The 14,805-nt window shown below is 73.5% G+C and carries 6 protein-coding genes; 4 read left to right on the forward strand and 2 right to left on the reverse strand.

Translation table 11 applies throughout. The features are described from left to right. Window positions 1-829, reverse strand: an 829-nt coding sequence (locus tag ACIBQ6_RS50005) for a cytochrome P450 (RefSeq protein ID WP_397219537.1), incomplete at its 3' end; no start/stop codon positions are given. A 277-nt stretch (window positions 830-1,106) separates the two neighbouring features. Between ACIBQ6_RS50005 and ACIBQ6_RS50010 the strand changes: the two genes are divergently transcribed. After that, complete coding sequence (locus ACIBQ6_RS50010) at window positions 1,107-1,877, forward strand: class I SAM-dependent methyltransferase (protein WP_397219538.1); 771 nt, start codon at window positions 1,107-1,109, stop codon at window positions 1,875-1,877. A 295-nt stretch (window positions 1,878-2,172) separates the two neighbouring features. Here ACIBQ6_RS50010 and ACIBQ6_RS50015 read toward each other — a convergent pair whose 3' ends face one another. Then, window positions 2,173-5,013, reverse strand: coding sequence for a BTAD domain-containing putative transcriptional regulator (locus tag ACIBQ6_RS50015; protein ID WP_397219539.1), 2,841 nt, complete (start codon window positions 5,011-5,013; stop codon window positions 2,173-2,175). A 281-nt stretch (window positions 5,014-5,294) separates the two neighbouring features. Here ACIBQ6_RS50015 and ACIBQ6_RS50020 point away from each other — a divergent pair, with 281 nt between their 5' ends. Genes ACIBQ6_RS50020 through ACIBQ6_RS50030 form a run of 3 tightly spaced genes read left to right on the forward strand, consistent with a single transcriptional unit; the run spans window position 5,295 to window position 14,718 of the window. Beyond that, complete coding sequence (locus ACIBQ6_RS50020) at window positions 5,295-8,468, forward strand: DNRLRE domain-containing protein (RefSeq protein WP_397219540.1); 3,174 nt, start codon at window positions 5,295-5,297, stop codon at window positions 8,466-8,468. Between the two features lie 14 nt (window positions 8,469-8,482). Then, window positions 8,483-14,563, forward strand: a complete 6,081-nt coding sequence (locus tag ACIBQ6_RS50025) for an RHS repeat-associated core domain-containing protein (RefSeq protein ID WP_397219541.1) — start codon at window positions 8,483-8,485, stop codon at window positions 14,561-14,563. Then, window positions 14,560-14,718 carry a hypothetical protein gene (locus ACIBQ6_RS50030; protein WP_397219542.1) on the forward strand — a complete coding sequence of 53 codons (159 nt, stop codon included), beginning with the start codon at window positions 14,560-14,562 and terminating at the stop codon, window positions 14,716-14,718. The genes ACIBQ6_RS50025 and ACIBQ6_RS50030 overlap by 4 nt, the downstream gene beginning before the upstream one ends. Window positions 14,719-14,805 lie beyond the last annotated feature (87 nt).

Here is a 14,805-nt window from a genome sequence, read left to right on the forward strand (position 1 = left end):
GGGACGCCCCGATCGCACTCCACGTCGTGTCGATACCGGCGATCAGCAGCAGCGTCATCGTCCCCACGACGTGGACGGGGTCCAGCTTCGCGCCGTTGAGCTCGGCGCCGAGCAGGTACGTCGTGAGGTCGTCCCGCGGGTGGGCCAGGTGGTCGTGGATCTGCTCGACCAGGTAGGACGACAGCTCGGCGAAGCGCTCCAGCCGTTTCTCGGTGGGCTCGTTCACGCTTTCCAGGGCGTTCTCCACGAACTGCCGGAACCGGTCGGCGTCCTCGGGCGGGAAGCCCAGCATGTCGGCGATCACCCGCATCGGGATGTCCTGGGCGTACTCGCGGGCCGCGTCCACGACCTCCCGCCCTTCGAGGCCGTCGATCAGCTCGTGGCACAACGCCCTGGTGCTCGCCTCCCGCTTGGCGACCGCCGTCTTGGTGAAGGCGGGCAGCAGTAACTTGCGCGCGTCGTGGTGGAAGGGCGGGTCGGACGAGATCGGCGGGACCCCGCCCACCGGCGCGAGCTCCCGGGGCGGCTTGACGTTGCCGACGACGACGGCCCGGGAGGAGAACCGCTCGGTGTCGTAGGCGATGGCGGCGACGTCCTCGTACCGGGTCGGCAGCCACACCCCGCCGAACCGGTCGGTGTGCGCGATCGGGCAACGCTGCCGCAGGTCGTCCTGGATGGGGTACGGGTCCGCGGCCCACTGGGGGTCGACGTGGGAGAAGTCGGTGGCCCAGTCGGAGACCGGATCGGTGACGATCTCGCTGACGGTGCCGCGCAGCCGGTTCCTGCGCGTCTCTTCCAGCTCCGGGCCGAAGCGGTCGTCCACGGTCATCTCGCAGCTCCATCCCTGACGTCGATGAACCGGTCGGAGTCGATCTGAGGTGAATCGCACCCTCACCCGAATTAAAAAAGCATTCATTTGATACGTCAAGAGAGCGCTTCAGACGGCGGATGGGCGTTTGAGGCAAGGTCCGCGCATACGAGCAGCGAGAAGGGGCTACTTCGGCCCGCTCGATCTGCCGCATTCGTCGGCGGGCAGGATGTCATGCCGTTTGCGTGCTTGACCAAGATCTGCCGTATGTCTGTGCCGCCGAGACTGCTGGGCGACAATGGCCCACATGTCTGCCATGCCCAATGATCACGTTGAGACCGCGAACCCCTCCTCACTCAACGACTACGACAGGATGGCTGAGGGGTATGCGGCCGAGAACGAAGCCAGTCTTCTCAACGCGTACTACGAGCGGCCCGCGATGCTGGAGCTTGCCGGGAACGTGGCCGGAAGGCGCATCCTCGACGCCGGCTGCGGCGCGGGTCCCCTGTTCTCCGAGCTGCGCGATCGAGGCGCCGTCGTGACCGGCGTCGACGCGAGCGCCGGAATGCTGGAGCAGGCCCGACGGCGGCTGGGTGCCGACGCCGATCTGCGGGTCGCCGACCTTGCGGGCCCGCTGCCCTTCCCCGACGAGGCGTTCGACGACGTCATCGCGTCCCTGGTGCTGCACTACCTGGAAGACTGGGGCCCGACACTGGCCGAGCTGAGACGCGTGCTGAAGCCTGGCGGCCGGCTCCTCGTCTCGGTCGACCATCCTTTCAGCGTCACCCTCTTTCAGCACATGGCCGGGGAGAAGCCCAATTACTTCGAGACCCGCAGCCGGACCGACGAATGGACCATGGGCGGGCAGACCGTCCAGATGCGTTTCTGGCACCGGCCCCTGCACGCGATGACCGAAGCCTTCAGTGCGGCGGGCTTTCGTATCAGCGTCATCAGCGAACCGCCGTTCGCGCCGGAAGCCCGCGAACTGTTCGCCGAGGAGCTCCGCGAGTTCGAGCCCACTCGCACGAGGTTCCTGTGCTTCTTGTTCTTCGTTCTCGAAGCTTGCTAAGCGCTCCGTAACGATGCCGTCGTATGCTCCCGACGCGGGCCGAGGTGAGCGCTCTTCGGCCGGAGCGTTCGGCGTTCACGCTCGCTGACGGCTCCGGGGAGTGTTCGACCGCGGACGAATCCGGCTCAGACAGGATGGACCCGTCGTACTCAGCCCCCGGTTCTGTCGGTTTGCGATCACCGGAAGGTGTTGTTCGCGACGATCAGAGGGAGGCCGTGTGTCGATGGGCGGTTCGCGTTCGAGGGCTGGGACGCCCTTCTCGCCGCGTCGGGACAGCTGTCCGGGGGCGTACGGGTCAGCCCGTGAGGCGGGTTCTGACTTGGGCTGCGGAGGGGTGGGCGAGGTCTTCCAGGAGGGTGAGGGCCTGGCGCCAGGTGTCGGCGGCGGCGTCCGGGAGGGCGGACGCGTGCAGGGTGTCGCCGAGGCGGATGAGCGTGTCGGCCTCGTGGTAGCGGTCGCCGGCCTCGCGGAACAGCTCGACAGCGCGTCCGTACCAGGAGGCGGCCTCCTCGTGGCGGGCCAGACGGTGGCAGGCGTAGCCGAGGCTGTCGCAGGCGTTGGCCTGGCCGAGGACGTCGCCGAGCCGCCGGTGCAGGTCGAGCGCCTGGCGGCAATGGTCGAGCGCCTGTTCCTGGTCGCCGAGCTGGGCGTGGAACCAGCCGGCCGCGTTCAATGCGCGGGCCTGGCCGGTCAGGTGGCCGGCCGCGCGGTACAGGGTGAGGGCCTGGGCGGCGTGGTCCAGGCCGTCCTGGTGGCGGCCCTGACGGCTGTACATCGTGGACAGGTTGCCGTGGACGCGGGCCTGGCCGGTCGGGTCGCCCAGTTCGTCGTACAGGTCGAGGGCGAGCCGGAAGTGGGTGCGGGCGTCCTCGAAGCGGTCGATCGCGGTGTTGGCCCAGCCGAGGTTGCCGTGGACGCACGCCTGCCCGAGCCGGTCGCCGCCGCGCCGCGCGGCGGCCAGCGCGGCGGTCTGGACGGCCAGGTGCTCGTGCCGCATGCCGCGCCGGTCGAGGAAGTCGGCCAGGGTCCAGGCGAGCTGCCAGGCGTGGGTGTCGAAGCCCAGGGCCGCGGCCCGCGCGACCGCGGCGACGAGCACGGCGCACTCGGCGGTGAACCAGTCCAGCGCCCCGCCCGCTGACTCCTCGAAGGCGGTCCCGGCGTCAGGGGGCGGCTCCTCGTACGGGGTCGCGGGGGGCGGGTCGCGGTGGGGGTTGAGGAGGGTGGCGGCGGTGCGGGCGCTGTGCAGGTAGTGGTCGAGGAGACGGCGCGTCGCGGCACGGCGTTCGGCCTCGGGGGTGAGCTCCTGGACGAGCTCCACGGCGTGAACCCGCAGCAGGTCGTGGAAGCTGTAGCGGCCGGGGACGTGCTGGCTGAGCAGATGGGCGCGGCACAACTCGCCCAGCAACGGCCGCGCCCGCGCCACCGGCAGGCCCGCCAGCCCGGCCGCGGCCGGCAGGCTGAGGTCGGGCCCCGGATGCAGCCCGAGCAGCCGGAACAGGCGCCCGGCCCCGCCGCTGAGCCCCTGATGGGACCAGGAGAAGACGAGACGGACCTGCGTGCCGGGGCCGTCGGCGTCGAAGGCGTCCAGGTTGGCGTTCAGATTGGCGTTCAGATTGGCGTTCAGGTCGCCGTCCTGGTCGGTGCGGACGGCGTGGACGGCGGGGAGCTCCCCGGCGATGGCCGCCAGCGGGAAACCCGGGTGGGTGGCCGCGCGGGCCGCGATGACGGCCAGCGCCAGCGGCAGCCGCGCGCACCGGTCGATGATCTCGGCCGTCGCGTCAGGCTCGGCGGCCACCCGTTCACCGCCCAGCCGCCGGGCCAGCAGCTCCCGCGCCTCGGGCACGGACAGCGGGTCCAGCCGGAGCGGGTGCGCTCCCTCGGCGGCCACCAGACCCGGGAGCTGGTCGCGGCTGGTCACCAGCACCAGGCAGCCGGGCGCGCCGGGCAGCAGCGGCCGTACCTGCTCGGCGTCGCGCGCGTTGTCCAGCACGATCAGCATCCTGCGCCCGGCCAGCAGGCTGCGGTAGAGCCCGGTCCACGCCTCCGGGGTGGCCGGCACGCGGTTGGCCGGCGCGCCCAGCGCGTCGCCGAAGACGCGCATCGCCTCGACCGGCGTCATCGGCCGCCCGCTCTGGTCGAACCCGCGCAGGTTCACGTAGAGCTGACCGTCGGGGAACCGGTCGCGGACGCGGTGGGCCCAGTGGACGGCCAGCGCCGTCTTGCCCACGCCCGCGGTGCCCGTCACGGCGGCGACGACCACGGCGGCCGGCTGCTCACCCGCCGCGGCGAGCAGGGCGTCCAGGCGGGCGAGCTCGGCGGCGCGGCCGGCGAAGCCGTACACGCCGGGCGGCAGCATCGCCGCGACGTGCCCGGACGCGGGCGCGGCCGGGACGGTCTGGGACCGTAGTAGCGTGTCGTGCAGGCGCCGCAGCCCGGCGCCTGGGTCGAGCCCCAGTTCGTCGGCCAGCCGCCGGCGCAGCGCCCGGTAGGCGTCGAGGGCGTCGGCCAGCCTGCCCGCGCCGTGCAGCGCCCGCATCAGCAGCTCGACCAGGGACTCCCGGTAGGGGTGCTGCACCACCAGCGCCAGCGCCTCGGCGGTGACCTCGTGGTGGCGGCCCAGCGACAGCTCCAGCGCCAGGCACTCCTCCACGGCGGCGAGCCGGCGTTCCTGCCAGATCCGGGCCGCGCCCTCGAAGGCCCGGCCGCGGACGCCGGCCAGGAAGGGCCCGCGCCACAGCGACAGCGCCTCGCGGTACCCGGCGACGGCCCCCGCCGGGTCGGCGCGGGCGGTCTGCCGCGCCGCCGCGGTCAGGCTCTCGAAGGCACGGGCGTCCAGGCCGCGCTCGCCGGGGCGTAACAGGTAGCCGGCGCGCTGGGTGGTGATCAGGCCGGGGGCGGCGCCGGCGTCGGCCAGGGTGCGCCGCAGCCGGGTGACGAGGTCCTGGATCTGCCGCCGGGCGGAGGCGGGCGGCTCCTCCCAGACGACGTCCACGAGCTGGTCGACGGTGACGACCCGGTCGGCGTCGAGCAGCAGCGCGGCGAGCGTCCTCTCCTGCCGTGGCCCGTGCAGCGCGAGGGGGCGTCCGGCCACCCTGACGTCCATCGGTCCGAGCATGCCGAACCAGGCTGTGGCCATCGCGTTCCCCCTTGTTCCCGGCCCCGCCGGCTTGCGGATCGCCGCCGTCCGACGGCGAGGACGCGGCGAGGACGCGACGAGGGTGGATCAAGGATCGGCCGTCCTAGCGTGATGCGCGTGACCACGCCGTGAACCTGCGGCCAACTGACGACGGCCGCGCCGGACCCGAACCCGTCCGGCGCGGCCGAGCCGTGTGACGCCCCCACTCCCGACGACCTCCCCGCGACGGTACGGCCGTGCCCTGGAAGGGCGCGTGTCCCCGCGGTGAAAGGAAACCACAAGTGATCGACAAGCTGAGGGCCGTCGCGCGGACGGGCGGACCCCCGTCCGGGCGCCGGACCGGGAGGCTCGTCCTGGCTGCGGCGCTGCTGCTGGCGCCGCTCATGACGCCGGCCCCCGCGGCGCTGGCCGACACCACCCCCTCCCCCGAGGCGGCGGCGCTGGCCAAGGCCGGCACGTCCGGCGAACCGGTCGAGGTGGACGCCGCGCGCACCGAGACCGGCGAGCTGCTGGCGAACCCGGACGGCACCCTGACCCGGCGCGAACACCTGCGCCCGGTACGCGCCAGGATCGGCGGCTCCTGGCGGCCGGTGGACGACACCCTGCGCCGCAACCCCGACGGCACCGTCTCCCCCCGGGCCACGACCTTCGCGATGACGTTCTCCGGCGGCGGCTCCGGCCCGCTGGCCACCCTGGTCAAGGACGGCAGGAAGCTGGAGCTGAGCTGGCCGTCCCGGCTGCCCGCCCCCGTCCTGGACGGCGACACCGCCACGTACGCCGACGTGCTGCCCGGCGTGGACCTCAAGGTGATCGCCGAGCCCGACAACTTCGTGCACCACCTGATCGTCAAGGACCGGGCCGCCGCGGCCGACCCCCGGGTGCGCACGTTGAAGCTGGGCGTGCGCGGCGAGGGCCTGGACGTGACCGCGACCGCCGAGGGCGGGATCACCGTCGCCGACGGCGGCAGGCCGGTCTTCACCGCTCCGGTGCCGCGCATGTGGGACTCCTCCCACACCGCCGCCGCCAAGGGCCTGGCCGCGGCCGAGCCGCACGAGGACGGCCCGGTCCGCAACGCGCCGATGAAGGCCACCGTGGAGCCCGGCGCGGGCGGCGGCACGCTGCGGATCGTGCCCGACAGGGCCCTGCTGGACGACCCGGCCACCGTCTACCCGGTGGTCATCGACCCGATCTTCGGCGGCGGCTACCGCAACCACTGGGCCAACGCGGTGAAGAAGGCGAGCAACTCCGGCGTCGCCAACACCGTCTACTACGACGGCGGCAACAAGGTGGGCAGCGAGAACCCGCCGGTCGCCCGGGTCGGCCACGAGAACGACACCGGCCTGACCGCCCGCGCCTACTTCGAGATGAACATCAACGGCCTGCAGGGGGCCCGGATCCTCGGGGCCACCCTCAACGTCTTCAACGTCTCCTCCTGGAGCTGCTCGGCCCGCCCGGTGGACCTGGGCTGGACCGGCGGCATCGGCAACTGGGTGACCTGGAACAACCAGCCCGGCTGGATCCGCACCCTGCAGACCAAGTCCTTCGCCCACGGCTGGGGCTCGTGCGGGTCGGCCGGCGAGGACTTCGCCGACGGGGCGGTGGCCGGCGCGGTCCAGGAGGCGGCCGACAACGGCCAGAGCAACATCACCTTCGGGCTGCGCGCCGCCGACGAGAGCGACACCTACGGGTGGAAGAAGTTCAAGGTGGACGGCACCAACCCGGTGCTCCAGGTCACCTACAACCGCGCTCCGCGCCTGGTCTCCAAGACCGCCTACCAGGGGCCGTGGAACAACAACTCCTCCGACCGGCCGATCCCGTGCAGCGCCACGAACCCCGCCTGGGAGGTGGTCGGCAACACCGACGTCACGCTGACCGCGACGGGCAGCGACCCCGACGGCGGCAACCTCGACGTGGGCTTCGGCCTGTGGTTCCACGACGGCCCGGCCGTGCGGTCGGACACCCGCACGGTGGCGAGCGGGTCGACCGCGACCGTGACCGTGCCCGCCGACCAGCTCCAGGACGGCGGCCACTACTGGTGGCACGCCAGCGTCTCCGACGGCGTGGACGGCGACTGGTCCACCAACTCCTGCCCGTTCAAGGTGGACAAGACCGCTCCGACCAAGCCGGTCGTCACCTCCGCCGACGGCCGCCGCATCGACGTGGGCGAGGTGCCCGCACGCTACACCCGCAAGGTCAGGCTGACCTCCAGCGACGCCAACCTGGACGGCTTCTGCTACCGGCTCAACCGCCCGCTGTCGGTCGGCGGGGGCAGGTGCGCGGCCGGCACCTGGGTCAAGGCCGGTCCCGACGGCTCGGCGACCGTCGAGATCTATCCGCACCGCTGGCCCAACAACCGGCTGCACGTCGCGGCCATCGACGTGGCCGGCAACGTCTCGCCGTACGACGGGTCGCCCTCGCAGGCGGCGACCAACACGACGCTGATCGTCACCGCGCCGCCGGTGTTCGTGGCCGACCCCGACGGGACGGTGTCCGGCGACCGCGACGGCGACCTGACCGGCGACGGCCGGCCCGACATCCTGGCCACCAACAACAGCGGCACGCTGCGCCTGTACGCCGGCCGCGGCGACGGCACCACCGACGGCGGCACCGACGTGGGCGCCTCCGGCTTCGGCGGCGCGCTGCTGGCCCACCGCGGCGACTTCGTCGGCCAAGAGGACGGCATGGGCAAGGACGGCTACGAGGACATCTTCGTCCGCTCGGCCTCGGGCAAGTTGTCGCTGTACCCCAACGAGGGCACCGGCTGGCCGAACTTCGAGGGCAGGCGGGAGCTGCGGCACCCCGGCGGCGGCGACTGGTCGGCGGCCACCCGGATCATCGCGCCGGGCAACCTCGACGGGCGGCCGGGCGCCGACCTGATCGTGGTCGAGGGCGGCCGGCTCGACCTCTACACCGGCACCGCGGCCGGGATGCTCGCCCTGGCGGGCAACGGGGAGCTGGCCGCGCCGCGCGTCCTCGACGTCCCGTCCGGGGCGGCCGGGTCGGCGCCGCTCGGCCTGGACGGCTACGACGCCTTCGTGCCCGGCGACGTGGTCTCCGACGCCGACGGCGACGGCGTCCCCGACCCGGGCAACGCCGCCGACCTGGTGCTGCGCCGGCGTGACAGCGGCGCGGTGACCCTCTACCCGGGCTCGTTCGACGACGCCGGCACGTACGTGCTCGGCGCGCCGCGCCCCTACGGCGCCGAGCCCTGGCCGGCCGGCAGCCACCCGTGGATCGCCGCGCCCGGCGACCTCCAGGGCCAGGTCGTCGAGGTCGAGGGGGTCAAGACCTTCCAGCCGGCCGCCGGCAAGGAGGGCCCCGACTTCTGGGTGGCCGCGCAGACGGCGGCGCTCTCCGACGGCCTGTACCTCTATGCCGGCTCGCCCGCGGGCCGGGAGCCGGCCGTCAACGTCGGCGGTCCTGGCTGGACCGGCTGGATCACCGGAATCTCCTGAAACGGGGCCTGACGATGATGCGAACGACAGTCCTGGCCGTCGTGGCCGCGCTGGCGGCGGGGATGTTACACCCGTCGCCGGCGCTGGCCGCCCGGCCGGCCTTCAAGATCCGTCCGGTGCAGCGGGAGCACTCCGTCACCGGCGGCAAGGTGCGCGGGGACGTCCCGGCGCCGCCGTCCGACTCCCAGACCCGCGCGTGGCGGGCCCCGGCCGCCGTGGCCTGGCCCGCGGCGGGCAGGGCGCGGGTGGACCTGCGCGCCGCCGGGCGGCAGGTCGCGCGGGCGGGCGCGGGCTCGCCGGGCTGGAACGGCGTCCGGGCGGGCGGCCTGCCGGTCACGGTGGCCGCCTCCGCCGCCGACGGGCCGGCCGCCGCCGAGGTCGAGCTGTCCTCCCGCGAGGACGCCGCCAGGGCGGGGGTGGCGGGCCTGCTGCTGGCCGTCCGGCCCGACACGCCGGGCGCGCTGTCGGTCAAGGTGGGGTACGCGGCCGTCCGGGGCGCCTTCGGCGGTGACTGGGCCGCGCGCCTGTCCCTGGTCACGCTGCCCGGGTGCGCGCTGACGACGCCCGACCTGCCGCAGTGCCGTACCAGGACGCCGGTCGCGGCGGTCAACGACACCGCGGCCGGCACGCTCACCGCCGACGTCCCGGCCCCCGGCGGGGCGGTGCTCGCGGCGGTCGCCGCGCCGAAGGGGGCGAGCGGCAGCTACGCCGCCACCTCGCTCGCGCCGTCCGGCACGTGGTCGGACGGCGGCAGCTCCGGCGGGTTCGGCTACACCTACGGCATCGAGGTGCCGCAGGTGCCCGGCGGGCTCGTCCCGCCCGTCGAGCTGTCCTACTCCTCCTCCGCCGTGGACGGCCGGGTCGCCTCGACCAACAACCAGCCGTCCTGGCTGGGCGAGGGCTGGGAGTACGAGCCGGGCTTCATCGAGCGCGGCTACCAGGGGTGCGCCGACGACCAGGGCGACGGCGCCAACAACAGCACCAGGACGGGCGACCTGTGCTGGAAGTCCGGCAACGCCACCCTGTCGCTGAACGGCACCACCATCGCGCTCGTCCGCGACGACGCCTCGGGCGTCTGGCGGCCCGCCCACGACGACGGCTCCAAGGTCGAGCACCTCAACGGCACCGCCGCCGACACCGCCAACGGCGACGACGACAACGAGTACTGGCGGATCACCAGGCCCGACGGCACGCAGTACTGGTTCGGCAGGAACCGGCTGCCCGGCTGGAGCGCCGGAAAGCCGGAGACCGGGTCGGCCTACACCGTGCCGGTCTTCGGCAACCACGCCGGGGAGCCCTGCCACGCGGCCGCCTTCGCCGACTCCTCCTGCGCGCAGGGCTGGCGCTGGCAGCTCGACTACGTCGTGGACCCGCACGGCAACGCCATGGCCTACTACTACGACCGGCAGACCAACTCCTACGCCAAGGCCGGCTCTCCCACCGCCAACGCCGACTACGTCCGCGCCGGTCACCTCAACCGCATCGAGTACGGCCTGCGCGCCTCGGACGTCTACGCGACCCCCGCGGCGAAGGTGAGCTTCGGCGTGGCCGAGCGCTGCCTGTCCGGCTGCGACGTCTTCGACGCCGCGCACGCCGCCAACTGGCCGGACACGCCGGTCGACCAGGACTGCGCGCGCGGCGCCAAGTGCGCGACGGCCGGGCCGACGTTCTGGACGCGCAAGCGGCTGACGTCCATCAGCACGCAGGCGGGCGGCCGGGTCGTCGACTCCTGGGCGCTGACGCAGGACTTCCCCGGCACGGGCGACAACACCGCGGCCGGGTTGTGGCTGGCGAAGATCGTCCGTACCGGGTCGGGCGGCGGGGAACCGATCACCCTGCCCGCGACCACGTTCGCCGGGACGCTCATGGAGAACAGGGTGGACTCCGACGAGGGACGCCCGCCGCTGTACAAGTACCGGATCACCCGGATCGGCACCGACACCGGGGCCGACACCCTGGTCGCGTACTCGGCCAAGGACTGCGCGGCCGGCGCCACGCCGGACCCGGCGGCCAACACCCGGCGCTGCTACCCGTCGTGGTGGACGCCCGAGGGCTACGCCGAGCCGGTCAACGACTGGTTCCACAAGTACGTGGTGACCCAGGTGGTCGAGGACGACAAGGTCGCCGGCTCCGGCTCGGAGTCCGTCGTCACGTCCTACGACTACCTGGGCGGCGCGGCCTGGGTGCGGGACGAGAGCGAGTTCACCCTGGACAAGCACCGCACGTACAACCAGTTCCGCGGCTACCGGACCGTCCGCACGAAGGTCGGCGCGTCCGCGCGCAGCCAGAGCGACACCGTCTACCTGCGCGGCCTGGGCGGGACGGTGACCGACTCCGAGGGCAACCAGATGAGCGACGACCCGGCGCTGGCCGGGACCACGCTGGAGACCCTCACCTACACCGGTGAGGGCGGCGCGCTCGCCTCGGCGGCCGTCTCCGAGCCGTGGTCGTCGCCGGTCACCGCGTCCAGGGCGGTGAAGGGCCGGGCGGCGCTCACCGCCCGGCGGACCGGGACGTCCGTGAAGCGCAGCCGCACGTTGATCAGCACGGCGACGGGCACCGCCTGGCGGCGCACCCGCGCCGACTACACCCATGACGACCTGGGCCAGGTGCTGTCGTCCGCGGACCAGGGCGACACGGCGGTCACCGGTGACGAGGAGTGCGTCACCACCGCCTACACCGCCCGGGACACCGCCGCCTGGCTGGTGTCGTACCCGTCGGTGGTCAGGACCACGGGCGGCACCTGCGCCGCGCCCGGCGCGGTGCTCTCCGAGACCCGCACCTTCTACGACGGCCAGGCTCTCGGGGCCGCGCCGAAGCCGGGCCAGGCGCACGCCACCCGGACCGAGACGCTCGACCACCTCGACGGCGCCACCCCCGTGCACGTGGCCACCACCGCGACCTACGACGCCTACGGCCGGACCACCGGCACGACCGACGAGCTGGGCCACCTGACCACCACCGCCTACACCCCGGCCACCGGCCTGCCGACGGGCACGACCGTCACCGATCCCAAGGGCTTCACCACCACCACGACCCTGGACGGCGTGCGCGGGCTGACCTTGTCCTCGGCCGACACCAACGGCCGCACCACCTTCACCGACCACGACGCGCTGGGCCGGCTGGTCAAGGTGTGGCTGCCGGGCCACGACCGGAGCACCGCCGCCGACATCGTCTACGGCTACGCCATCTCCGCCACCGCGCCGACGGCGGTGACGAAGAAGGAGCTGCTCGACGACGGCTCCTACAAGGCGACGACCACCCTGTACGACGGCCTGCTGCGCGAGCGGCAGACCCAGCAGGACGCCCACGGCGGCGGCCGTCTGGTCACCGACACGTTCCTGGACTCCCACGGCCGGCCGTGGAAGACGAACGCCACCTACTGGAACGCCTCCGCGCCGGACACGTCGCTGTTCGGCGCCCCGGACAACGTGGTGCCCGCGCAGACCGTCACCGAGTACGACGGTCAGAGCCGCCAGACGGCCGAGATCTTCAAGTCGCTGAACGTGGAGAAGTGGCGCGGCACCACCTCCTACGGCGGCAACTACACCGCGACCGTCCCGCCGGAGGGCGCCGCCGCGACGCTGGCGGTGACCGACGTCCGGGGCCGGACGACCGAGCTGCGGCAGTACCCCGGCCGCGTCGCCGACTTCGCCGACCCACGGGCCGACGTCACGACCTACGACTACGACCAGGGGGGACGGGTGACCAAGGTGGTCGACCCGGCAGGCAACACCTGGGCCTACACCTACGACCTGCGCGGGCGCAGGACGTCGCTGTCCGACCCGGACGTCGGCCTGACCCGCTGGACCTACGACGCGGCCGGCCGCCGCACCGGCACCACCGACGCCCGCGGCGTCACGCTCACGTACGCCTACGACGAGCTCGGCCGCAAGACGTCGGTCGCGCAGGGGGCCGCCAGGCTCGCCGAGTGGGCCTACGACACCCTGCCCGGAGGCAAGGGCCTGCCCGCCTCCTCCACCCGGTACGACGAGGGCGGCGCGTACGTCACCGCGGTCAAGGGCTACGACGCCGCGGGCCGCCAGACCGGCACGACGGTGACGATCCCGCCGTCGGAGGGGCTGCTGGCCGGGACGTACACCGTCGGCACGACGTACCGGCCGGTCAGCGGGCTGCCGGCCTCGACGTCCTACCAGGCGGCCGGCGGGCTGCCCGCCGAGACCGTCCGGCCCGGCTACACCCGCCTGGGCGCACTCGCCTCCCTCGACAACGGCTCCCGCGTGTACGTCGGCGGCACGCAGTACTCGCCCTACGGCGAGGTCCTGCAGACGGTGCTCGGCGACGTGGGCGCCCGGGTCGTGCGCACCCTGGAGTACCAGGACGCCACCCGCCGCCTGGCCCGGTCGGTCGACGACCGGGAGAAGAGCGGGCCGCAGACCATGGACGACGCGGTGTTCACCTACAACCCGGCGGGCGACGTCACCAGCGTCCGGGACGACCGGGACGACAGGTCCGCGACCGACACCCAGTGCTACGCCTACGACCACCGGCGCCGGCTGACCGAGGCGTGGACCGCCACGGACGACTGCGCGGCGGCCCCGTCGGCCTCGACGGTCGGCGGGCCGGCCCCCTACTGGCAGTCGTTCGCCTTCGACGTGGTGGGCAACCGGACCAAGGAGGTCCAGCACGGCGGGGCGGGCGACGTCACCCGGGTCTACACCTACCCCGCCGCCGGCCGGCCGCAGCCGCACACGTTGCAGAAGGTGGAGACGACCGGGCCCGGCGCGCGTACCGACACCTACGAGTACGACGCCACCGGCAACACCAGGCGGCGCGTCACCGCGCTCGGCGACCAGACCCTGACCTGGAACGCCGAGGGCGACCTGAGCGCCTCCACCGTCGCGGGCAGGACGAGCACCTTCGTCCACGACGCCGACGGCAACCGGATCATCCGCCGCGACCCCGGCTCGGTCACCCTCTACCTCGACGGCCAGGAGCTGACGCTGGCCGGGGGCAAGGTGAGCGGCACCCGCTACTACGAGGGCCCGCGGGCCACGGTGGTGCGCACCGGCGACGGGAAGGTCAACTACCTGCTCGGCGACCGGCACGACACCGAGGAGCTGGTGGTCAACGCCACCACGCTGGCGTACGGCCGCAGGTCCACCACCCCCTACGGCGGGTCCCGGGGCGGCGCGCCGGCGTCCTGGCCGAGCCAGAAGGGGTTCGTCGGCGGCACCGTGGACGACTCGACGGGCCTGACCCACCTGGGCGCGCGCGAGTACGACGTGGCCACCGGCCGGTTCGTCTCGGCCGACCCGGTCATGGACCTGACGGATCCGCAGCAGATCAACGGCTACGCCTACGCGAGCAACAACCCCGTCGCCTGGTCCGACCCGACCGGCCTGCGCGTCTGCGACGGCCAGGAGTGCAAGGACATGGGCATCCGTCCCGACGGCCGGCCCATCCAGCCGCCGCCCCCGCCCGCGCCGGCGCAGGTGCAGCTGACTTCCGTCGGCGCCGCGCCGTCCCCCGCTCCTTCCAGGGGCGGCGGCACCGGGCGCAGCAGCGGCGGCACCAGCAACCCCGGGGCGTGCACGAGCCAGTCGTGCATGTTGCGGTACACCGATCCGGCCGCGGCCCAGCGCATCGCGGAGCTGATGGCCGAGAACAAGCGCATCAGCGACGCGCTGGCCGAGGAGCAGGCCAAGCTCAGGCAGGCGCAGGAGGCGCTGCAGAAGGAGAAGCAGAAGAAGAAGCGCGGCTGGTGGGACCGGTGGGGCCGGACGGTGGCGGCGGTGGCCGTCGGCGTCGTCGGCGCGGTCGCGGTGGCGGCGTGCGGCGTGACCGTGGTGTGCGGCGTGGCGCTGGGGGCCGCGGTCGGCATGGCGAGCTACTCGGTGCAGAACGCGGGCTCCGACCGGTTCAGCGTGACCGGCCTGGCCTTCGCCGGGCTCACCGGGGCGGCGCTGGGCGGCGCCGGCCGCTATCTGAAGGCGGGCCAGGAACTGGCCAAGGCCCAGGCGGGGGTGAAACTGCCGATGGGCACCGAAGTGCTGAGAGGTGCGAAGAACATGACCACACAACCCAAGGCGACCTGGTCGTTCACCAACTGGTTCAAGTTCCACAAGCCATGAGCCGGCTGACGGAGATCCTGCGCAGGCCGCGTACGTGGGCGGTCGTCGGAATGCTGGCCGTGGTGGACGTGCTGGCGATCCTCCTGCTGCCCGAGGAGGTGTCGGTGTACGCGGTGACCGCGCTCACGGTGGCCGCCGCGACCTTCCTCGACTGAGTCGTGAGGCCCCTGGCAGCCCGTCCGGCTGCCAGGGGCCTCACGGCGTTTCAGGGGGCGGGGCGGACATGTGTTTAGTTGTGCGAA

The sequence above is a fragment of the Nonomuraea sp. NPDC049655 genome (assembly GCF_044465465.1).
Lineage (GTDB): Bacteria > Actinomycetota > Actinomycetes > Streptosporangiales > Streptosporangiaceae > Nonomuraea.

What these genes read in the sequence shown, in the direction of transcription:
- ACIBQ6_RS50010 (WP_397219538.1), top strand. Translation starts at nt 1,107, where the DNA reads ATGGCCCACATGTCTGCCATGCCCAATGATCACGTTGAGACCGCGAAC.
- ACIBQ6_RS50025 (WP_397219541.1), top strand. Translation starts at nt 8,483, where the DNA reads ATGATGCGAACGACAGTCCTGGCCGTCGTGGCCGCGCTGGCGGCGGGG.
- ACIBQ6_RS50030 (WP_397219542.1), top strand. Translation starts at nt 14,560, where the DNA reads ATGAGCCGGCTGACGGAGATCCTGCGCAGGCCGCGTACGTGGGCGGTC.
- ACIBQ6_RS50015 (WP_397219539.1), bottom strand. Translation starts at nt 5,013, where the DNA reads ATGGCCACAGCCTGGTTCGGCATGCTCGGACCGATGGACGTCAGGGTG.